Here is a 21,058-nt window from a genome sequence, read left to right on the forward strand (position 1 = left end):
GCCGTCGTGATCAACTCAGGTGCGCGGCCAGCCGGATCGCCAGGGCCACCGTCGTGAGGCTCGGGTTGGCGGCGGGCGAGGCGGGGAAGACCGAGTTGTCGCAGGCGTAGAGGTGCTCGACGTCGGCGAAGCGCAGGTTCTCGTCCACCACCGCGCCCATCCGCAGCGTCCCGACCTCGTGCGCCACCCCGCCCAGCCTGCCGTTCTCCAGGAACAGCCCCTGCTCCTCGGCGACCGGGGTCGCGCCCAGCCCGGCGAACAGGGCGGCGGTGAGGTCGTCGGCCAGGGCGAGGTCGGCGGCGGGCGGCGGCACCCGCTTGAGCTCCAGCTTGACCGGCGCCGCGGGGTCCGGGCCGCTCAGCCGGACCGCGTTGGTGTCGTCGAGGTCCGCGTAGTGCAGATAGACGATCTCGCAGGCCGTCCAGCCGTTGCGGACGGCGCGGTCGCGGGCGAGGTTGGCCGGATCCACGAAGCGGCCCTGGTTGAGGTTGGCCCCGATCTCGACGACGACGAGGAACCCCTTGTCCGTCCGGCTCGACAGCGGGTGCCGCAGCACCACCTTGGCGGAGTCGCCGGGTGTGATGCCGAACGTGCCCGGCGGCAGCGCGAAGTGCCGGAAGCGGATGGTGTGGTCGGTGATCCCGACGCCCGTCCGCGGCCCGCCGAGCCCGGAGGCGAGCGCGATCTTGGCCGACTCGATCGTGCCCGCGCTGAGCACCACCCGCTCGGCGCGGTACTCGCGGGGCAGCCCGTCCCAGCACTCGACGACCATCGGGGTGCCCGGGCGCACGCGTTGCACCGCCGTCTCGAGGTGGACCTGCGGCCTCGCCCGTCCGGGATCGTCGACGAGGCTGTCCTCCAGGAGGAGGTCGGCGGTGGAGAACAGGCCGGCGGGCAGCGCGAGCGGGGTGGCGCCGTTGTACTGCACGGCCAGGGGGGCGTCCTCCGCGACGAACCCCGGCATCCGCTGTTCGAGCTCCACCCGGGCGACGCGCTGGAAGTCGGCGAAGTCCGGTCGGGCCCGGTTGAGGGCGGCCTCGGCGGCGGCGAACCCGCCGTTCAGCAGGAGGTCGTCGGCCACCGCCCGGGGCCAGCCCGCCAGCTCCCACGGCGCCTGGCGCGGGATCAGCCCGCCCCAGAACAGCGACCGGCCGCCCAGGGCGAAGGCCTGTCCGCTGTCGACGTCCGGGCCCGCGCCCTCGTAGTTGACGGTCTTGAACTCGTCCCACAGCGACCAGATGTGCTTGCTGAACCGGCCGATGGGGATCTGCCGGGCGAGGTTGCCGACGTGCGTCGGGAACAGGTATCCGCCCGCCTCCAGCACGAGGACGTCCGCGCCGCGGCGGGCCAGCTGGGAGGCCAGCACGCCGCCGCCCATCCCGGACCCGACGACGATGACGTCGTACACGTGGCCCGGGTCGACGGTGCGCGGGAAGAAGAGGTCGGCTGGTGCGGGAGGCATGCTGGAACGAGCCGCGAGGGTCGCGGCGAGATACCCGGTGCGGTCAGGGATAGGCGCGCAGGGCCGTGTCGAGGTCGGCGAGCAGCAACTCGGCGGCCTGGTAGCCGGCCGGGAAGAACCATCGGGTGGCGGTGACGTGCCCCGCCCGCACCGCGGCGAGGTTCTCGTAGCCCGCCTGCCCGGCGAGGGGGTTGTCGCCGGCGGCGTCGACGGCCACGATCAGACCGTTCGTGCCGCTCAGCACGCCGAAGTTCTCCTCCGACTGTTGCACGAAGTTGGCCTGCTGCCCGGCCGCGGCGCCGAACCGGACGCCCGCCTCCTTGAGCACGACCCCGTGCGACGACTCGGGTCCGTAGAGGTACCAGGGGGCGCCCGGTTGGCCGCTGACCAGGTCCCAGGTGGTGCGGCCGAGGACGTCGGCGTGGGTGCTCGCGATCCGCGCGGCCTTCTGGTGCATCCCTGCGGCCAGTGCGGCCATGTCGGCCTCGCGCCCGACGGCCGCGGCGGTGCGGGCGGCCTCGTCCTGCCAGTTCCCGCCCGCGGTCTTCCACTCGAATAGGACGGTCGGGGCGACCGCGGACAGCGCCTCGTAGGGGAGCGCGCCACCGGCCCGCTGGATGCCCGAGCTCGGGGAGAAGTCGCCGCCGATGACGAGGTCCGGTTTCAGCGCGGCGACCTTCTCGACGTCGACCTGGTTGTTGTCGTCGACGCGCGGGACGTTCGCGATCAGCGCGTCGTAGGCGGGCACCTTCGGCACGTAGGTGGGCAGCCCGACCGGGACGATCCCCAGGTCCAGCAGGGCCATGGCCTCCGGGAAGCCGATCGCGACGATCCGGGTCGCGGTCGCGGGGATCTCCACCGGGCCCCGGATGGTGTCGACCGTGCGGGTGGCGGCGGGGGGCGCTGCGGGGGCGGCCGTGCCGCAGGCGGCCGTGACCAGGGCGAAGGTGGCGACCGTGAGGCCGGTCAGCAGAGGGCGAAGCACGAGGTGAGGTTAGCCATGCCTCATATCGAGGGGAGGCCGGCTTCGGCGGCGGATCGGCCATCCCGTCCCCGGCCTGCGGTCGGATGTCCGGAATGTCATCGCGGTCACGGCGACGGAACGGGTGGGCCGGCGCGTGGGCGATAGGATCCCAACTCGTGTCGGACAGCGGCCGGCCCGCGATCTCGGTGCTCGACTTCGCGCTGGCCCACGGGCAGTTCTTCCCGGACCACGAGCACCCGGTGCACCAGCTCGCCTGGTCGCCCGCGGGGGTGCTGACCGTCCGCGTCGGGGCGCGGTCCTGGGTGCTGCCGCCGCACCTCGGGCTCTTCATCCCCGCCGGGCTGCGGCACTCGACCGGCGCCCACCGGGCCACGACGATGCTCGCGCCCTACCTCGATCCCGCTCGCTTCCCCCGGGACTGGGCGTCCCCCACGGTCGTCCGGATCGCGCCGCTGGCCCGTGGGCTCATCGAGTACCTCGCCGATCCCGACCTGCCCGTCGAGCGGCGCCGCCCCGCCGAACAGGTGCTGTCCGACGTGCTCCACCCCGTCGGCGTGGCCACCATCGAGGTGCGGGAGCCCACGGACCCCCGGGCGGCCGAGGTCGCCAGGGCGCTGGCCGTGGACCCGGCGGACGACCGCGGCCTCGAGGCCTGGGGGCGGCAGGTCGGCGCCTCGGTGCGGACTCTCACCAGGGCGTTCGCGGCGGAGCCGGGAAGCAGCTTCACGGAGTACCGCACGCAGGTCCGGCTGCGGGCCGCGCTCGCCCTGCTGGCGGACGGCGTGCCCGTCGGCACCGTGGCGCACCGGGTGGGCTACCGCAGCCCCAGTGCCTTCATCGCCGCCTTCCGGCGCCGGACCGGGGTGGCGCCGGGCAGCTACTTCGGGGAACCTGAGTGAAGGACGCTCAAGGTTCCTGTGTTCGCTCCGGGAAGAATTACTTGAGCGCTGGAATGAGGCTTGCGGTGTAAGCGTTGGGCAGGACATGACACAGACGCTGAAGCTGCCGGTGCTTCCGCTGACCGACTCGGTGGTGCTGCCCGGCATGGTGGTGCCCGTCCGGCTCGACGCGCCGGAGGTTCAGGCAGCGGTCGGTGCCGCTGAAGGCAAGCAGGTCCTCGTCGTCCCCCGTCTGGACGGCAAGTACGCCGCGATCGGTGTGGTCGCGGTCCTCGAACAGATCGGCAGGCTCCCGAGTGGTGAGCGTGCCGCGGTCGTCCGCGGTGAGACGCGGGCGCGCATCGGCTCCGGTGTGACCGGGCCCGGCTCGGCCCTGTGGGTCGAGGCCGAGACGGTGGCGGAGTCCCCCGTCACCGGCCGGACCCAGGAGCTGGCCAAGGAGTACAAGGCGCTGGTCGTCTCCATGCTGCAGCAGCGGGGCGCCTGGCAGATCATCGACGGCGTCCAGCAGATCACGGACCCGTCCGAGCTGGCCGACACGGCCGGCTGGAACCAGTGGCTCGACCTGGAGCACAAGTCGCAGCTGCTGAACGAGACCGACGTGACCCGTCGGCTCGAGCTGCTCCTGGAGTGGACGAAGGAGCACCTGGCCGAGCAGGAGGTCACCGAGAAGATCGCCGGTGACGTCCGCGAGGGCATGGAGAAGCAGCAGCGCGAGTTCCTGCTGCGCCAGCAGCTGGCCGCGATCCGCAAGGAGCTCGGCGACGACGACCCCGAGGGCGAGAACGACTACCGCGCCCGGGTCGAGGCCGCCGACCTGCCCGAGGACGTGCGCAAGGCCGCGCTGACCGAGGTCGGCAAGCTGGAGCGCGCGAGCGACCAGAGCCCGGAGTCCGGCTGGATCCGGACCTGGCTCGACACGATCCTGGACATCCCGTGGAAGTCCACCACCGTCGACACCGACGACCTGGTGGAGGCCCGCCGGATCCTGGACAGCGACCACGCCGGACTCGACGACGTCAAGGAGCGGCTGATCGAGTTCCTAGCCGTCCGGAGCAGGCTGAACCGCAAGGGCGTGGAGAACGTCGGCGGTCGTGGCTCCGGTGCCGTGCTCGCGCTGGTCGGCCCGCCCGGCGTCGGCAAGACGTCCCTGGGCGAGTCCGTGGCCCGCGCGCTCGGTCGCAAGTTCGTCCGCGTCGCCCTCGGCGGCGTGCGGGACGAGGCGGAGATCCGCGGCCACCGGCGCACCTACGTCGGCGCGCTGCCCGGCCGCATCGTCCGTGCGATCCGCGAGGCCGGGACGATGAACCCCGTCGTCCTGCTCGACGAGATCGACAAGGTCGGCAGCGACTACCGCGGCGACCCGTCCGCGGCCCTGCTCGAGGTGCTCGACCCGGCGCAGAACCACACGTTCCGCGACCACTACCTCGAGGTGGACCTGGACCTGTCCAACGTCCTGTTCCTCGCCACCGCGAACGCCTACGACACCATCCCCGGCCCGCTGCTGGACCGCATGGAGGTCGTGACGCTGGACGGCTACACCGAGGCGGAGAAGGTCGCCATCGCGCGCGACCACCTGCTGCCGCGGCAGCTCGTCAAGGCGGGCCTGGAGCCCACGGACGTGGAGTTCTCGGACGTCGCGCTCGGCATGATCGCCGCCGAGTACACCCGCGAGGCGGGCGTGCGGCAGCTGGAGCGGGGCCTGGCGAAGGTCCTGCGCAAGGCCGCCGTCGCGATCGACACCGGGGAGCAGACGCCGATCCACGTCGACGCCAACACCCTGGTCACCTACCTGGGCCGGCCGAAGTTCACGCCGGAGTCCGCGGAGCGGACCTCCGTCCCCGGTGTGGCGACGGGCCTGGCGGTCACGGGAGCGGGCGGAGACGTCCTGTTCATCGAGGCCACCGCCATGGACGGCGACCCCGGCCTGACGCTCACCGGCCAGCTCGGCGACGTCATGAAGGAGTCCGTCTCCATCGCCCTGTCGTACCTGCGCAGCAAGGGTCTGGCGGGCGACCTGGCGTCGAAGAAGCTGCACGTGCACGTCCCCGCGGGCGCGGTCCCGAAGGACGGCCCGTCGGCAGGCGTCACGATGACCACGGCGCTCGCGTCGCTGGCGTCGGGACGCCCGGTGAAGTCGTCGGTCGGCATGACCGGTGAGGTCACCCTGCAGGGCAAGGTCCTGCCGATCGGCGGGGTCAAGCAGAAGCTGCTGGCCGCCCACCGCGCGGGCCTGACCGACGTGATCATCCCGAAGCGCAACGAGCCCGACCTGGACGATCTGCCGGAGTCGGTCCTCGCGGAGCTGCGGGTGCACCCGGTCGCGGACGTCGCCGACGTCCTCGCGCTGGCCCTGGAGTCTGCGGACTCGACCGTCTCGGCCTGAGCACCCCGTGAGTGGCGATGGTCGCCATGGCGACCATCGCCACTCAGAGCTGTTCGGGGGCGGGAACTACGTACAGCGGTATCGGCGCCGACCGGAGCAGCCTCTCCCGCAACCGACGGGGGAGGCACCCATGACCAGCACCGCACCGATCACCGGGATGACCGGCCCGGTCCTCCTGCCCACGGACCCGGGCTACGACGAGGCCCGGTCGATGTGGAACGGGCTGATCGACCACCGGCCCGGCCTCATCGCCCGGTGCACCGGGCCGCACGACGTCGCCGCGGCGCTGGCGTTCGCCCGCTCGGCCGGCCTGGAGGTGGCGGTGCGCGGTGGCGGCCACGGCGTCTGGACGGCGCGGCTGGAGCCGGGGTTCCTGCTGCTGGACCTCGCAGCCCTGAACACCGTCGAGGTCGACCCGGTCGAGCGCACCGTGCGCTGCGGCGGCGGCACCCTGCTCGCCGATCTCGACGCCGCCACCCAGGCCCACGGTCTCGCGGTGCCGGCGGGCACGGTGAGCAACACCGGCATCGGCGGGCTGACGCTCGGCGGCGGCTGGGGCTGGCTCTCCCGGCTGTACGGGCTCACCATCGACAACCTGCTCTCCTGCGAGGTCGTCCTGCCCGACGGCCGGGTGGTGCGGGCGAGCGACGCGGAGAACCCGGAGCTGTTCTGGGGGCTGCGCGGTGGCGGCGGGAACTTCGGGGTCGTGACCGAGTTCGAGTTCCGGCTGCACCCGGTGGGGCCGGTGATCCAGTTCGGGATGGTGTTCGTGGAGCAGGCGCGGGCTGCCGCGGCCCTGCAGGCCTACGACGAGCTGATGCGCGAGTGGCCCGCGTCGGTCTCCGGCGGCATCGCCTGTGCCGCCGCGCCACCCGCCCCGTTCGTGCCGGCCCAGCACCACTTCGCGGCCGGCGTCGCCCTGGTGCTCGCCGGCTTCGGCGACCCGGCGGAGCACGCCGCCGCGGTGAAGGCCGCGGCCGAGCGCACGGCCCCGCTGTTCGCCGCCGAGGCACCGCTGCCCTACGTCGCCCTGCAGCAGATGCTGGACGCCGCCGCCCTGCACGGCACCCGGGACTACACCAAGGGCCTCTACCTCGACGCGATCACCCCGGACGTCGCCGCGGTCCTCGCCGAGTGGACCGGCCGCCGCTCGCCCACGGCACAGCTGTTGGCGTTCCGCCTGGACCAGGCCATCTCCGCGGTCCCGGACGCCGCGACCGCCTTCGGTGGCCCGCGGACCGGCCTGGCCGTCGCGATCGAGGGGATCGACCCGGATCCCGCGCAGGACGCCGCCGAGCGGGACTGGGCGCGCGGTACCTGGGCCGCCCTGCGCCCGTACGCGACGAACGCCGGCGGCTACGTGAACCTCGTGGGCGACCTGGAGAACGCCCTGGTCGACGACGTCTACGCCGGCAAGCTCGACCGCCTGCGCCGGGTCAAGGCGCAGTACGACCCCGAGAACCTCCTGCACGTCAACGCGAACATCGCGCCCGCCTGAGGTCGTGCGTGGTGAGTGGTGCCCCAGCACCACTCACCACGCACGGGCGGCGGAGCCGCGGGTCAGCGGAAGACGACGGTCTTGTTGCCGTGCACCAGGACCCGGTCCTCCAGGTGCCAGCGCAGGCCGCGGGCGAGCACGAGGCGCTCGATGTCCCGGCCCCGGCGGACCATGTCCGGCACCGTGTCGCCGTGGTCCACCCGGATGACGTCCTGCTCGATGATCGGGCCCGCGTCGAGGTCCGCGGTGGCGTAGTGGCAGGTCGCGCCGATCAGCTTGACGCCCCGCTGGTGCGCCTGGTGGTACGGCCGCGCGCCCATGAACGAGGGCAGGAAGCTGTGGTGGATGTTGATCGCCCGGCCCGCCCACTCCTCGCACAGGTGCGCGGGCAGGATCTGCATGAACCGGGCGAGCACGATGGCGTCCGGGGAGAAGGAGTCGACGATCTGGCGCACCTTCTCGAAGGACGCCACCTTGCCCTGCTCCTTCTTGGGGTCGCGGGGGCCGGGGAACGGCACGTGGTGGAACGGCACCCCGTGCGCCTCGACCAGTCCTGCCAGGTCCTCGTGGTTGCCGATCACCGCGTCCAGCGTCACCGGCAGCTCGCCCGCGGAGATGCGGCCCAGGAGGTCGTGCAGGCAGTGCGGCTCGCGGGTCACCAACAGCACGGCGTGCTTCGGGACGCCGGTGTCCGTGACCTGCCAGGTGGCCTCCGGCCCGAACTCGTCGGCGACCGCGGCGAACCGGGCCCGCAGCTCGTCGACCCCGAAGGGCAGTGAGTCCGCCCGCACGGCCTGGCGGGTGAAGAACCAGTTGTCGCCCGCGTGGTAGGCCGCCTCGACGATCCAGCCGCCCAGCTCGGCGAGGAACCCGGAGATCCGCGCGACGATGCCCGTGCGGTCGGGGCAGCTGAAGGTGATGACGTACCGGCGGTCGAGCTCCACGGCACGATCGTCGCAGATCACAGTGCGCAGCCGATGCGCAGCCGGGCGTGCGGGCGCAGGGTGGGCCGGTGAGCCGTACGTCCGCCGTCGCCGCCATGACGTTCGCCACCGGTGCGATCATCGCGAACAACTACTACGCCCAGCCCCTCGATGCCGAGCTGAGCGCGCACTTCGGGGTGCCGTCCTCGGCGATCGGGGCGGTCCTCACCCTGATCCAGCTGTCCTACGCCCTGGGCCTGGCCACCCTCGTGCCCCTCGGTGACCTGCTGGAACGGCGGCGCCTGGTCGTCACCCTGCTGGGGGTGACGGTCCTCGGACTGGTCGGGGTGGCCCTCTCGCCCACCCTCCCGCTGCCGGCCGCCGCGGCGGGCGTCGTCGGCCTGACGACGGTCGCCGCCCAGATCCTCGTGCCCTTCGCCGCGACGATCGCCAGGCCGGGTGAGCAGGGCAAGACCGTCAGCACCGTGATGAGCGGGCTGCTGATCGGCATCCTGGTGTCGCGGGTGGTCGCCGGGGTGGTGGCCGAGCTCGTCGGCTGGCGCGGGGTCTTCGTGCTGGGTGCGGTGCTCACGGCGGTCTCGGCGCTGGCCCTGTGGCGGACCCTGCCCGTGCTCCAGCCCGCCACCGACCTGCGGTACCCGAAGCTGCTGGGCTCGGTGCTCACGCTGATCCGCGAGGAGCCGGTGCTGCGCTTCCGGATGGCGGTCGGGGCGTGCGGCTACGCGTCGATCTAGGCGCTGCACCCCGAGGCCCGCAGCAGGCTGAACACCGCCTACATGACCAGCTACTTCCTCGGCGGGCGCTGGGCAGCGGGCTGTCGAGCGCGGTCTACGCGAGCCACGGCTGGCTCGGCGTGAGCATCGTCGGGGCGGCGTTCCCGACGCTCGGGTTCCTGCTCTGGGCCGGGGCGGCGCGGCGTCAGAGCCGGCTGAGGGTGTAGCCGGTCTCCATCTCCAGCAGCCGCACGATCTGCTGCCCGACGGTCTCCTCGATCTTCCCGCCGATGATCGGCACCTTCACCGCGACGTCCACGGTCACGACCAGCTCCGAGCCCTCGGGCCTCGGGGACAGCCGCATCACCCCGGAGGCCTGCGCGGGCAGCCCCGGCAGCGCCACCGCCACCGTGCCCTCGTAGTGGTCCCCGACCTTCGTCCAGGTCTCGTCCCGCTCGATCTGGATGCCGTCGTTCCCCACCACCGTCTTCACGACGCCCGGGAGGTCCTTCGCGTCGATCCCGTGCTTGACGCGGTACCTCGCGTTCTCACCGTCGGAGGTGTACTCGAGGATCCCGGCCCCGGGGCCGCCCATGCGGGCGAGCCGGTCGCTGAGGATCTGCTCGTCGATCATGGCGGCGTACACCGCGTCGACGGGATGGCTGCTGGTGGCGCGGAACTCGGTCGAGCGGGGCACGCGCGGAGGCTACCGCTACCGTCGGGCGCGTGCAGTCGCTCTCCGACCTGACCACCCTCCGTCTCGGCGGACCCGCAGGCCGCCTGGTCGAGGCCACCGACGCGGCGGCCGTGGTCCAGGAGGTCCACAAGGCGGACGCCGCGGGGGAGCCGGTCCTGGTGCTCGGCGGCGGGTCGAACGTCGTCGTCGCGGACTCCGGCTTCGAGGGCACGGTGGTCCGGGTGGCGTCGACCGGCATCGTGACCGACCGCCGGTCGGACGGCTCGGTGCTGCTCACCGTGGAGGCGGGCGAGAACTGGGACGACGTCGTCGCCGCGACCGTCGCGGACGGGCTCGGCGGGCTGGAGTGCCTGTCCGGGATCCCCGGCCGCACCGGCGCCACCCCGGTGCAGAACGTCGGGGCGTACGGCGTCGAGGTCGCCACGCTCCTCGAGTCCGTCGACCTCTACGACCGCGCGACCGCCACCGTCTCCCGCGTCCCCGCCGCGGACCTCGGCCTGGGCTACCGGACGAGCACGCTCAAGGGGACCGACGCGGGCGTCGTCCTGCGGGTCCGGTTCGTCCTGCCCGGCGGCGGCGCGAGCATGCCGATCGCCTACGCCGAGCTGGCCCGCACGCTGGGGGTGGACCCCGGCACCACGGTCCCGGCCGCGGTCGCCCGCGAGGCGGTCCTCGACCTGCGCCGCGGCAAGGGCATGGTGCTCGACGCCGCCGACCACGACACCTGGAGCGTCGGGTCCTTCTTCACCAACCCCGTCGTCGACGAGGCACCGGACCCCGAGATGCCGCGCTGGCCCGTCGACGGCCGGGTCAAGCTGCCCGCCGCGTGGCTCATCCAGCACTCCGGCTTCGCCCCCGGGCATCCCGGCCCGGGCGGGCGGGTCGCCCTGTCCACCCGGCACGTCCTCGCCCTGACCAACCGCGGGGAAGGCCGCACCGCGGACCTGTTGGCCCTGGCCCGCACGGTGCGGGACGGGGTGCGGGACCGGTTCGGCATCACGCTCGAGCCGGAGCCGGTGCTGGTCGGGTGCCGGCTGTAGTGGGGCACTATCACACGATCGTGGCGCGCGTCGTCGCTGTCGGTGGTGGCGCGTAACCTCCCTTTCGGGACGCAACCCGACAGACGTTCACACGTCCGTCCATTCGGGGAACTGTCCGCAGCGGGGGAGTGTGATGAGGCGGTTGTTGCTGGTCCTGGCCGTGATCCTGGTCGGGACCGTCGGGGTGGTCACGGCGGCCACGGCCGCGGGCCGCGGGGGCCCGGGTCTGCCGACCCTGCTCGCGAAGTCCGCCACGGTGGCCTACGCGCCGGGTCCGGGCGCGACCGACGTCGCCCCCACCGCGCCCGCCACCGTCACGGTGAGCGACGGCACCTTCGCGCAGGTGTCCCTGGTGAACGCGAAGGGTGAGCCGGTCGCGGGCACCCTGACCGGGAACACCTGGAGCACCACCGAGCCGCTGGGGTACGACGCGCAGTACACCTGGACCGGCACCGCCGTCGGTGCGGACGGCGTGGCCGTCCCGCTGGCGGGCGGCTTCCACACCCTGGCGCCCGCGAAGGTCGTCCGCGGTGTGCTCAACATCGGGGACGGGCGCACCGTCGGCGTCGCCGCGCCGATCGAGATCCAGTTCAACGCCCACGTGGAGGACCGGGCGGCCGTCGAGCGGGCGCTCACGGTGGAGACCTCGGTCCCGGTCGAGGGCGCCTGGGGCTGGCTGCCGGACGAGGCGGGCGGTTCGCGCGTGCACTGGCGGCCCAAGGAGTACTGGCCCGCGTACACGAAGGTCCACGTCGGGGCGAAGCTCTACGGCGTCTCCTACGGCGGCGGCCGGTACGGCGCCGCGGACGTGACCAGCGACTTCGAGATCGGCCGCGCGCAGATCGTGAAGGCGGACGCGCAGTCGTTCCGGATGGTCGTCGAGCGCGACGGGCAGCAGGTCGCGGACTACCCGGCCAGCTACGGCCTCGCGTCGGACCCGGACCGCAACACCCGCTCCGGGGTGCACGTGGTCACGGAGAAGTTCACCGACAAGCGCATGACCAGCCAACAGTACGGCTACGACGTCATGGAGAAGTGGGCCGTGCGGATGAGCAACAACGGCGAGTTCATCCACGCCAACCCCGCCTCGGCGGGTGCGCAGGGCTCGTCGAACGTGACCCACGGCTGCATCAACCTGTCCACCGAGAACGCCCGCGCCTACTACGACACCGCCCTCTACGGCGACCCCGTCGAGGTCACCGGCACCCCGGTGCAGCTCTCCGCGCGGGACGGGGACGTGTGGGACTGGACCCTGAGCTGGGCCCAGTGGCAGGAGTTGTCCGCGCTCTGACGGGGTAGGCCGAGGGCATGACCGATCCGTCCGTCAACGAGATCCCCGCCGAGCGCGCCGAGACCCGCGCCGAGCCGCTCCCGGAGGAGCGCGCCGCGGGGGACGTCACCGACCGCCGCGACGAGGCCGAGCAGATCCTGGAGGAGTCGGAGGAGCGCATCGCCGGAGCCCTCGACGGCAACGCCCCTGCCGACGCCGCGGAGGAGAACCGCGCGTCCGACGAAGGGGTCTAAGCGTCCCGGTGGGCGCGCATCGCGTCCGCTTGGGCCCTGGGCTTGAGCACGATCTGGTCCAGGTTGACGTGGCTGGGCCGGGTGGCGGCGAAGGCGATGACGTCCGCGACGTCCTCCGCGGTGAGCGGGGTGAGCCCGCGGTAGACGTTGTCCGCCTTCTCCTGGTCGCCCCCGAAGCGGACCAGGGAGAACTCCGTCTCGACCATGCCCGGCGCGACCTCGGTGAGCCGGATCGGCTCGCCCAGCAGCTCCCCGCGCAGGGTGCGGTGCAGCATCGCCTGGGCGTGCTTGGCCCCGGTGTAGCCGGCGCCCTTGTCGTAGGACTGCAGCGCGGCGATCGAGGTCACGGTGACGATGTGACCGTCCCCGGAGGCGCGCAGCGTCGGCAGCAGGCCCTGGACCAGGCGCAGCGTGCCGAGCACGTTGACCTCGTACATCCAGATCCAATTGGCCTCGTCGGCCTCCTCGACCGGCTCGAGCCCCTTCGCGCCGCCGGCGTTGTTGACGAGCAGCCGACACTCCGGGACCGCCTCGACGAAGGCGGCGACCGACGCCTTGTCGGTCACGTCGAGGGGCAGCGCGGTCCCGTCGATCTCCTTGGCGATGGCGGTCAGCCGGTCCACCCGGCGGGCCCCGAGGACGACGTGGAACCCGGCGGCGGCCAGGGCGCGGGCGGTGGCGGCGCCGATGCCGGAGCTGGCCCCGGTGACGACGGCGGTGGGACGTGCGGTCATGCCCCAACCCTATGCCGCCCCCACCCGGCGAACGGTGCGTTCGCTCAGCAGGTGTGAGCGAACGCGCCGCTCGCCGCGCGGGATGAGACGGGCGGGTCAGTCCTCGAGGCCGCGTTGGGCGCCGCGGGCGCCGCGGCGGGCCGCCGCGCGCTGCCAGCGGAACACCCCGAAGCCCAGGGCGCCCAGGCCCGCGCCGACCACGCAGGTGGTGAACCAGACGTCCAGCGGGCGGCCGCCGACCACGTGGGCGAGGAACAGCACGGCGGCCCCGGTGACCCAGGCCAGCGTGCCGATCGCGACCACCAACGTGACGTCGGTGGTGCCGCGGGGCAGCGCGGGCGGGTCGACCATGCCGCGAACCGTACCGGTGACGACCTGAGCACGCGCTGGGGATTGCCCCTACGGTGTGCCGGTGATCGAGCGGCTCTTCTCGGTGTCGCAGCGGGAGTCCACGGTTCCCCGGGAGCTGCGCGGCGGACTCGTCACCTTCGTGACGATGTCCTACATCATCGTCCTCAACCCCCTCATCCTCGGCAGCCTCGCGCCGACCGATCCCGGGGCCAAGACCGACGTCCTCGGTGCGATCCTGCCGATCTCGCAGGTGGCGGCCGTGACGGCGCTCGTCGCGGGCGTCATGACGATCCTGTTCGGGCTCATCGCCAACCTGCCGTTCGCCATCGCCACCGGTCTGGGCATCAACACGCTGCTCGCGGTGACGATCGCGCCGCTCATGACCTGGCCGGAGGCCATGGGCCTGGTCGTGATCGACGGCCTGGTCATCGTCCTGCTCGCCGTCACCGGGTTCCGCACGGCGGTGTTCAACGCCGTGCCCGCCTCGCTCAAGGCCGCCATCGCCGTCGGCATCGGGGCGTTCATCGCGCTGATCGGCCTGGTGGACTCCGGCTTCGTCCGCAGGCTGCCGGACGCCGCGAACACCACCGTGCCCGTCGGCCTGGGCATCGGCGGGTCGATCGCCTCCTGGCCGACGGCGGTGTTCGTCTTCGGCCTGCTGCTCACCGGCGTGCTGGTGGTGAAGGGGGTGCGGGCGGGCCTGCTGATCGGCGTGGCCGCCACGACGGTCGTGGCGATCGTCGTCGAGGCGATCGTGCAGGTGGGCTCGTCGGCGACGAACCCGAAGGGCTGGTCGCTGTCGGTGCCCGCCCTGCCGGACCGCATCGTCGGGCTGCCGGACCTCTCGCTCGTCGGGCAGGTGTCGTTCGGGGCGTTCTCCCGGCTCGACGTCCTCACCGTCGCACTGCTGATCTTCACGCTGGTGCTGGCGAACTTCTTCGACGCCATGGGCACCATGACCGGGCTCGGCCGGCAGGCGGGGCTCGCGGACGAGAACGGCACGCTGCCGGGCATCGGCAGGGCCCTCGTCGTCGAGGGCGCGGGTGCGGTGGCGGGGGGTCTGGGGTCGAGCTCGTCGAACACGGTGTTCGTGGAGTCCGCCTCCGGGATCGGCGAGGGGGCGCGGACCGGTCTCGCGAACGTCGTGACCGGCGTGCTGTTCCTGCTCGCCATGTTCTTCACACCGCTCTACGCGATCGTGCCGGTCGAGGCCGCCGCGCCCGCCCTGGTGATCGTCGGCGCGATGATGTTCCGGCAGGTCAGCGGCATCGACCTGACCGATCTGCGCACGGCGCTGCCGGCGTTCCTCGCCGTCGTGGTCATGCCGTTCACCTACTCCATCGCCAACGGCATCGGCGCGGGGTTCATCAGCTACGTGCTGCTCTCGGCGACCACGGGCCGGGCCCGGCAGGTGCACCCGCTGATGTGGGTCGTCGCCGTGGCGTTCGTGGGCTACTTCGCCATCGGACCCCTCAGGTCATTGCTGTAAGCTAATCAAATGTGACGGCAGTCGAGACTCGAGCAGGCATGTTCGTCTCGCTGCGCGTCCCGAACTACCGCCTGTTCCTGTCCGGTCAGATCGTGTCGAACGTCGGCACCTGGATGCAGCGCATCGCCCAGGACTGGCTGGTCCTGGACCTGACGGGCGGGAGCGCGACGGCGCTGGGGATCGCGGCCGCGCTGCAGTTCACCCCCATGCTGTTCCTCACGTTGTGGGGCGGTGTGCTGGCCGACCGGGTGGACAAGCGGATCGTGCTGGTCGTCGTCCAGGCGGCGATGGGGCTCTGCGCGGTGGCGCTGGGCACGGTGGTCCTCACCGGCGTCGTCCAGCTGTGGCACGTCTACCTGCTGTGCCTGCTGCTGGGCTGCTTCTCCGCGTTCGACACCCCGATGCGGCAGTCGTTCGTCAGCGAGATGGTGGGGCCGGGGCAGGTCGTCAACGCCGTCGCGCTGAACTCGATGGTCTTCAACCTGGCGCGGATCATCGGGCCCGCCGTGGCGGGGGCGCTCATCGTCGCGGTCGGGACCGGGTGGGTCTTCCTGATCAACGCGGCGAGCTTCGTCGGCGTGATCTCCGGCCTGCTGCTGATGCGGCCCGAGCGGCTCTACCGCAGCGAGCGGGTGCCGCGCGCGCCCGGCCAGCTGCGCGACGGGCTGGCCTACGTCCGCGCGCGTCCGGACCTCGTCGCGATCATGGTGCTCGTGTTCCTGGTCTCGACGTTCGGGATCAACTTCTTCATGACCATCGCCCTGCTGGCCCGCAACGTCTTCGGTCGGGACGCCCAGGGCTACGGCCTGCTCACCACGCTGCTGGCGGTCGGGTCCGTCCTCGGCGCCACGTTCGCCGCGCGACGCACAACCAAGCCGCGGCTGCGCATGGTCGCCGGGTCGGGCGTGGTGTTCGGGGTGCTGCTCGTGGTGGCCGGGTCCATGCCGACCTACCTGACCGCGGGGCTCGCGCTCGTCCCCGTCGGGCTGGCCGCGCTGCTCTTCACGACGTCCGCGAACTCCGCGGTCCAGCTCTCCGTCGACCCGACCGTGCGTGGGCGGGTCATGGGCATCTACATGCTCCTGCTGCTGGGGGGTACGCCGCTGGGCGCCCCCGTGCTCGGCGTGGTGGCCGAGCACTTCGGCGGTCGCTCCCCGCTGATCGTCGGCGGGGTGGTGACGGTCCTGTCCGTCCTGGCCGTCGCGGTGGTGCTCGCGCGTCGCGGCGAGGGTGGCTGGCGACAGCAGTGGCGACGCGGGGTTGACGAGCAAGTGAGGTTAGGCTAACTTCACTCGTGTCGCTTCGTGGTGGGAGCGGCGCGTCAGTTCGGGAAGAGGTCAGGCCCCGCGGCTCCGGTCGCGGGGCCTGATCCGCGTCAGGGCCACGCCGACCAGGCACAACGCGCCGCCGGCGAGGGCGAGCACGGGCGGCGCCTCGGCCAGCAGGACCGCCGCCATCGCCACGGTGATCGGCGGCACGAGGTAGGTGGTCACGCCGAGGCGGCCCGCGTCCATCCGGGACAGGGCGTAGGCCCAGGTGCTGAACGCGAGCGCCGTCGGCACGAGCCCGAGGTAGACCAACGCCGCGGTGGCGGACACCGGCGCGCTCGCGAGGTCCGTGACCAGCGCCGGCGCGAACGGCAGACAGCCCACCGTCCCGATCGCACAGGCGAGGAAGGTGACCTGCAGGGCGGGGATCCTGCGCAGCGTGGGTTTCTGGGCGAGCACGCCGACGGCGTAGGTCACCGCGGCGACCATGCAGAGCGCGGCGCCGAGCAGGTCGGTCTGCTCGCCCGTCGCGGTGGCCGCGCCGATCACCAGAACGCCACCGAACGCGACCGCCGCGCCCACCAGCAGCGGCCGCGGGAAGCCCTCGCCGAGCAGCAGGCCCGCGAACAGGGCGATCAGGATCGGGCCGATGTTGACCAGCATCGCCGTGGTCCCCGCGTCGACCCGCTGCTCCGCGGCGTTGAGCGCCAGGTTGTACACCGCGAACCAGGCCACGCCGCAGAGCACGAGCAGTCCCCACTCCCGCCCGGTCGGACGCACCCAGCGGCCCCGGGCCAGCTGCATCGCGCCGAGCGCCAGGGTGCCGACGAGCAGGCGGCCCAGGGCGAGCGAGCCCGGGTCGTAGGCGCGCCCGACGAACCGGATGCCGACGAACGCGCTCGCCCACGCGAGGACGGTCACCGCGACGGCCGCGAGCGCGCGGCGGGAGTCGTTCACACGCGGACGGTAGAGCGTGGACGGACGGATCTCGCGCGGATTTCGGTCCGGGTCTTGCGGCGAAGATGAGGGTAGGCTAACTTCAGTCACGTCGCTTCGTGGTGGGAGCGGCGCGTCAGTTCGGGAACGAAGGGCCCCGGCCGCATCGGCCGGGGCCCTTCGGGCGTCGATGGTGCGTTCCGCACGCTCCTCTCACACGTCGTACTCCCTGACCCAGTCCACGTGCATCTGCGTCTCCCGGCCGGGGCCGCCGAAGTTGTCGAGCTGGATCGTCAGGTGCATCGGCCCGGGCGGCAGGATCCCGGTGTCGTCGGTGCGCCACCACTCCTCGCCGTCGACGAACGCCGCGATGTGGTCGGGCGTCCACTCGACCGCCCAGGTGTGCCATTCGGTGGCATCGATGTCCACGTCCCCCTGCACCTGCGAGTTGTCCGCGCCGTAGTGCAGGAACATCTCGACGTTCTGCCGCGAGGCGTCCGAGATCTCCATGAAGTCCACCTCGCCGCCCACCGGCCAGTTCTCCGCGTCCGGCCAGAGCAGCAGCACGGAGTGGTAGTCGGGGTCGCCCGCGGGGGAGCGGACGCGGGCCTCCCAGCGGCCGTACATGCGGCCGGGGTTCCACGCCATGCCGCCGGTGGTGCCGTCGGGGGTGCCGGTGATCGTCATGATCCCGTCGGCCACGGAGATCGCGCTGGGGGAGCGGCGGCCGTTGCCGTCGTGGCCGGAGCCGTCGTAGATCCCCCAGTCCCCACCGACGCCGCCGTCGAACTCGTCCACCCGGGTCGGGGTGCCCCAGCCGTGCGTCGCCGCGGCGGTGGGGTCGCCGGCGCCGGACCCGCCGCTCGCACGGCTCCCGCCGGTCGTCCCGGTGCCGGTCCGGCCCGTGCGCGGCTCGGTGTCCGCAGGCCTCCCGCGTTCGCGATCGGGTCGGGTCGCCTCGCCCGCGCCTCCGGTGGGTGCGTCGTCGTCGGGGATCACCGTGGTGTTCCTACCCGACCGCGCGTCCGCGCCGCGGCGGGGTGGGGCGGGGATCCGGCGGACCCGCTCACCGCCGCTCTCCGCCCGTTCGGCCGCGGTCCGGACGACGGGCACGAGGGGCGCGACGGTCTCGGCGGGCGTCGGCGAGAGGAACCCGATGAGGGTGGTCAGGCCGGTGACCAGCAACCGGACGAGCTGCGGGGGGAGCTCAAGCATCGGACCTCACTCGGCGAAGCTCACGTGGACGTGGTCGTAATGGCCGCTGGTGACGTCCGCGGTGTCGTAGACCGTGCTGGAGTACGGCCTGCCCCAGCCGTCGCCGTCGCGGACCGACGGATCCCAGTAGCGGCCCTGCCAGATCAGGTACGAGACGTCGAGCGCGTCGGCGTGGGCGCGCAGGTAGTCCGCGACCCGCCAGCCGGCCGCCTGTTCGGCGTCGGAGGGGAACGCGCCCGCGGTGCCGGGGAAGAGGTCGCAGGCCCGACCGCGCGGGTGGTCGCTGGTGGGGTTCCAGGCGTGTTCGTCCCAGCAGCTCGCGGACCGGACGGTCGGCCCGGCGGCGAGGGGGCCGAACGCGGCCTCGACCGCGGCGAGCCCGTGCCGCGTCGCCTCGGTGACACAACCTCCGCCGCCGGTCGGATCCGGCACGGCGCAGCCGGACGCCCCGCCGGTCCAGGGCACCGGCGGCGCCGGCGGCGAGGGTGTCGCCGCCGCCCGCTCGACGGCCGCGGACACGCTGCGCCGCAGCGCCTCCGGCCCGACGGCCGGTGCGACGGGTGTGCGCGCGAGTGCGGCGAGCCCGCTGCGGACCCGGGAGCAGGCCCGGCGGAGCTGCGTGAGGGGAGCAGGCTCGTCGGTGCGTGCCGCGACGCGGCGGACCCGCCCGTCCGGCGCGTTCGGCGCCAGCTCGGGGCAGGCCAGGGCACTCCACCGCTCCGGGAAGGGGGCGCGAGCCGGCGCGGGCACGACCACGACCGGCTGGTGTGGGGTGGTGACCGTGGTGATCGCGGCCGCCGGCGTGGTCGGGGGCGCGGTGAGGGTGGCCCCGGCCGTCAGGACCGCGGCGAGCAGGAGTCGCACCGCTACCGCCGGGCCCTCATCCGGCGACCCCGCCCGCGTCGAGCACCCGGATCCCGCGGACCGGGTGGAGCTCGGGCAGCCGGTGCTCGGGTTCTCCACAGCCTGTGGAGTCCACAGTGGAATCAACAGGGGTGTGGACGAGTCGGAGCGGCCCGGGCTCGTCGGGTTGCACCGGGGCCTTCGGTGCCGGCGGGTGGGGTGGCACCGCGAGCCCGTGCCGGTCCTCGGCGGTGCCGTGTGGCGCCGATCCGGCGGCGGTGCCGATCTCGTGCGGGACGGCCTGGGCCCAGCGCGGCGGCGGGCCGGGCGGCATCGGACTGGGGAACGACCCGGTGGCCGACACGAGCCCGGCAGCGGGGAACGGCCCGGCGGTAGGGATCGGCCCGGCGGTAGGGATCGGCCCGGTGGCGGGGAACGGCCCGGGGATCGGCCCGGCGGCGGGGAAGTGGCCGGTGGCGGGCGGCGGCCCCGCGACAGGCCCGGGGAACGGGGCGTGCGGCAGGCCCGTGCCGAACCCGGTCGGTGCGGGGACGACCTCCGCTGCGGGTCGGTCCGTCGGCGCGGTCGGCGGGCCCGACAGCCGGCCCGACTCCGCGACGACCCGGGCGGCGCGCCGGATCGCGTCCGCCAGGGCCCGGACCGGGCGGGGCAGGTCCGCCCGCGGCGACCCGAGCAGCCCCGCGGCCTCGCGGTAGGGATCGGCCAGCTCCCGCCACAGCGCGACGTGCGGGACGGGAACCACCGCCGTCCAGCGGTCGTGGAGCCGCGCGAGCCGCGCGGGCGGGCGCCGTTCGGTGCCGTCGAGGGTGACGAGCAGGACGGGGTAGCGACCCGGCCAGGCGAGGTCGGCGATCCGGGCGGCCCGGTCGAGCGACTCGACGCTGCTGCGGCACACCAGGAGGTCGGCCTGCGCCGTGTCGGTGCCCGCGTCCCGCCCGTGGAGCGCGAGCGCGAGGATCGTGGTGCCGACCCCGCCGGACACCCCGGCGACGATCGGCGGTCGGTAGCCGCTCACAGGGTCTCCTCGGGGAGGTCGTCGGCGAGCTCGGGCGCGGGCTCGACCCAGGGGTCCTCGGACTCGTCCTCGGCGTCGACGACGAGCCGGTCGCCCGCCGCGAGCACCGCGACGCTGAGCCGCACCCAGCGGCCGGGCAGTCCGCGCCACCCGCGGGCCGCGGGCGCCGGGGCGGCGGCGGGCACGGTGGGGCCGTCCTCGTCCGGATCGTCGGGTGGGAGGGGCCTGCCGCCGGGGACCCGGCGGTAGGGCGTGACCCGGACGCGGACGTCCACCAGCACGCGCCCGTCGCCGTCCGGGCGGACCACGCCGGGGACCGCGAAGTCCGCCCGCTGCCTGCCCTGTCCGGACCACCCCAGCAGCACGGGGCGGCGGGCGGCCAGGTACTCGCCGAGGACGTGGGCCCGCAGGTCGGGGTCGTCCTCGTCCCAGGACAGGTAGTCGGCGGCGAACGCGGTCGCGAGCGCGGCGGCCTCCGCCGGGTGTGGGTCGCCCTCGCGCACCGTGCAGGCGCAGTACGGGGTCTCGTCCTGCACCTGCGCCGGGGTGTCCGTCCACCGGGGCGCCTCGGTGGGAGCGGACCACCCGCCGCCGACCGGAGCCCATCCGTGGGTGTCCATCGGGCCGGGCCGGGCCTCCGGGTACGGCTCCGGCGCAGCGGACCACCCGCCGCCGACCGGAGCACCCGCCCACCCGTGCGTGTCCACCGGACGGGGCCTGGTCTCCGGGTACGGCTCCGGCCCGCCGGCCGCTCCGTGGGGAGGCCCGCCCCACGCCTGCGGGGGCGGGGCCAGGAGGTCCTCCGCGCGGCGGGCGGGGCGCGCGTGGCCCGTCGCGCTGTCGGGCGCGATCTCGCGCTCGGCGGGCTCGGGCCTGCCGAAGAACCGGAACGCCGACATGGTGCTGCCTCCCCTCGCCGGCGGGCTGCCGACGACGAGGGGGCACGCTAGGAACCCGGCGCCGCGTCCGGGCGGTTTCGGGGGATCCCGTTCACGATCGCGAACGCGGCGGTCGGCCGTTCCTGCGGTGTCCCGTGGC

General features: G+C 73.7%; 19 protein-coding genes and 1 pseudogene. 9 read left to right on the top strand and 11 right to left on the bottom strand.

Annotated elements, in window-relative coordinates; all coding sequences use genetic code 11:
* Nucleotides 1–10: 10 nt before the first annotated feature.
* Nucleotides 11–1,462 (bottom strand): GMC oxidoreductase, encoded by a 1,452-nt coding sequence (locus BLS43_RS15055; protein ID WP_093084538.1) that lies wholly within the window; start codon nt 1,460–1,462, stop codon nt 11–13.
* A 43-nt stretch (nt 1,463–1,505) separates the two neighbouring features.
* Entirely contained in the window at nt 1,506–2,447 is a 942-nt protein-coding gene (locus BLS43_RS15060) for an ABC transporter substrate-binding protein (RefSeq protein ID WP_093084541.1), read from the bottom strand.
* 155 nt (nt 2,448–2,602) lie between these two features.
* On the opposite strand from BLS43_RS15060, the gene BLS43_RS15065 reads away from it, so the two are divergent.
* The 3 genes from BLS43_RS15065 to BLS43_RS15075 all read left to right on the top strand — a co-directional run bounded on the left by BLS43_RS15065 (nt 2,603) and on the right by BLS43_RS15075 (nt 7,230).
* Nucleotides 2,603–3,346: an AraC family transcriptional regulator gene (locus BLS43_RS15065; protein WP_245707508.1), complete on the top strand. Its 744-nt coding sequence runs from the start codon at nt 2,603–2,605 to the stop codon at nt 3,344–3,346.
* 85 nt (nt 3,347–3,431) lie between these two features.
* Entirely contained in the window at nt 3,432–5,732 is a 2,301-nt protein-coding gene (gene lon, locus BLS43_RS15070) for an endopeptidase La (RefSeq protein WP_093084547.1), read from the top strand.
* Nucleotides 5,733–5,862: 130 nt separating this feature from the next.
* Nucleotides 5,863–7,230, top strand: coding sequence for an FAD-binding oxidoreductase (locus BLS43_RS15075; protein WP_093084550.1), 1,368 nt, complete (start codon nt 5,863–5,865; stop codon nt 7,228–7,230).
* A gap of 62 nt (nt 7,231–7,292) precedes the next feature.
* Here BLS43_RS15075 and purU read toward each other — a convergent pair whose 3' ends face one another.
* Nucleotides 7,293–8,174 (bottom strand): formyltetrahydrofolate deformylase, encoded by an 882-nt coding sequence (gene purU / locus BLS43_RS15080; protein WP_218129834.1) that lies wholly within the window; start codon nt 8,172–8,174, stop codon nt 7,293–7,295.
* 68 nt (nt 8,175–8,242) lie between these two features.
* Here purU and BLS43_RS15085 point away from each other — a divergent pair, with 68 nt between their 5' ends.
* A complete protein-coding gene (locus tag BLS43_RS15085) occupies nt 8,243–8,908 on the top strand; it encodes an MFS transporter (RefSeq protein ID WP_218129835.1) in 666 nt (221 codons plus the stop codon).
* 184 nt (nt 8,909–9,092) lie between these two features.
* Here the strand turns inward: BLS43_RS15085 and BLS43_RS15090 are convergent, their stop codons facing one another.
* A complete protein-coding gene (locus BLS43_RS15090) occupies nt 9,093–9,584 on the bottom strand; it encodes a DUF2505 domain-containing protein (RefSeq protein WP_093084554.1) in 492 nt (163 codons plus the stop codon).
* A gap of 2 nt (nt 9,585–9,586) precedes the next feature.
* On the opposite strand from BLS43_RS15090, the pseudogene BLS43_RS15095 reads away from it, so the two are divergent.
* From BLS43_RS15095 to BLS43_RS15105, 3 genes and pseudogenes are all read left to right on the top strand, one after another.
* Nucleotides 9,587–10,624 (top strand): annotated as a pseudogene (locus BLS43_RS15095) (UDP-N-acetylmuramate dehydrogenase); the annotation flags it as partial.
* A 133-nt stretch (nt 10,625–10,757) separates the two neighbouring features.
* On the top strand, nt 10,758–11,915 hold the full coding sequence (locus BLS43_RS15100; protein WP_093085032.1) for a L,D-transpeptidase: 1,158 nt from the start codon (nt 10,758–10,760) through the stop codon (nt 11,913–11,915).
* Nucleotides 11,916–11,932: 17 nt separating this feature from the next.
* On the top strand, nt 11,933–12,148 hold the full coding sequence (locus tag BLS43_RS15105; RefSeq protein ID WP_093084558.1) for a hypothetical protein: 216 nt from the start codon (nt 11,933–11,935) through the stop codon (nt 12,146–12,148).
* Here BLS43_RS15105 and BLS43_RS15110 read toward each other — a convergent pair.
* The gene (locus BLS43_RS15110) at nt 12,145–12,882 is read right to left on the bottom strand and encodes an SDR family NAD(P)-dependent oxidoreductase (protein WP_093084561.1); all 738 of its coding nucleotides are present in this window, start codon (nt 12,880–12,882) and stop codon (nt 12,145–12,147) included. The two genes, BLS43_RS15105 and BLS43_RS15110, sit on opposite strands and share 4 nt — an antisense overlap.
* 96 nt (nt 12,883–12,978) lie before the next feature.
* On the bottom strand, nt 12,979–13,233 hold the full coding sequence (locus BLS43_RS15115) for a DUF2530 domain-containing protein (protein ID WP_093084564.1): 255 nt from the start codon (nt 13,231–13,233) through the stop codon (nt 12,979–12,981).
* Nucleotides 13,234–13,294: 61 nt separating this feature from the next.
* On the opposite strand from BLS43_RS15115, the gene BLS43_RS15120 reads away from it, so the two are divergent.
* Both BLS43_RS15120 and BLS43_RS15125 read left to right on the top strand, forming a co-directional pair.
* Nucleotides 13,295–14,722, top strand: a complete 1,428-nt coding sequence (locus BLS43_RS15120) for an NCS2 family permease (protein WP_093085035.1) — start codon at nt 13,295–13,297, stop codon at nt 14,720–14,722.
* A 38-nt stretch (nt 14,723–14,760) separates the two neighbouring features.
* A complete protein-coding gene (locus BLS43_RS15125) occupies nt 14,761–16,008 on the top strand; it encodes an MFS transporter (RefSeq protein WP_093084567.1) in 1,248 nt (415 codons plus the stop codon).
* A 51-nt stretch (nt 16,009–16,059) separates the two neighbouring features.
* Here BLS43_RS15125 and BLS43_RS15130 read toward each other — a convergent pair whose 3' ends face one another.
* The 5 genes from BLS43_RS15130 to BLS43_RS15150 form a co-directional block, all read right to left on the bottom strand.
* Nucleotides 16,060–16,947: a DMT family transporter gene (locus tag BLS43_RS15130; RefSeq protein WP_093084570.1), complete on the bottom strand. Its 888-nt coding sequence runs from the start codon at nt 16,945–16,947 to the stop codon at nt 16,060–16,062.
* Nucleotides 16,948–17,139: 192 nt separating this feature from the next.
* Nucleotides 17,140–18,141 carry a glycoside hydrolase family 16 protein gene (locus BLS43_RS15135; RefSeq protein ID WP_093084573.1) on the bottom strand — a complete coding sequence of 334 codons (1,002 nt, stop codon included), beginning with the start codon at nt 18,139–18,141 and terminating at the stop codon, nt 17,140–17,142.
* 6 nt (nt 18,142–18,147) lie between these two features.
* Nucleotides 18,148–19,005 (bottom strand): VldE C-terminal domain-containing protein, encoded by an 858-nt coding sequence (locus BLS43_RS15140; protein ID WP_093084576.1) that lies wholly within the window; start codon nt 19,003–19,005, stop codon nt 18,148–18,150.
* A 16-nt stretch (nt 19,006–19,021) separates the two neighbouring features.
* On the bottom strand, nt 19,022–20,020 hold the full coding sequence (locus tag BLS43_RS15145) for a hypothetical protein (RefSeq protein ID WP_093084580.1): 999 nt from the start codon (nt 20,018–20,020) through the stop codon (nt 19,022–19,024).
* Nucleotides 20,017–20,919 carry a hypothetical protein gene (locus BLS43_RS15150; RefSeq protein WP_093084583.1) on the bottom strand — a complete coding sequence of 301 codons (903 nt, stop codon included), beginning with the start codon at nt 20,917–20,919 and terminating at the stop codon, nt 20,017–20,019. Before BLS43_RS15150 ends, BLS43_RS15145 begins: the two co-directional genes overlap by 4 nt.
* Between the last annotated feature and the right edge of the window lie 139 nt (nt 20,920–21,058).

This window comes from Pseudonocardia oroxyli, from assembly GCF_900102195.1.
Lineage (GTDB): Bacteria > Actinomycetota > Actinomycetes > Mycobacteriales > Pseudonocardiaceae > Pseudonocardia > Pseudonocardia oroxyli.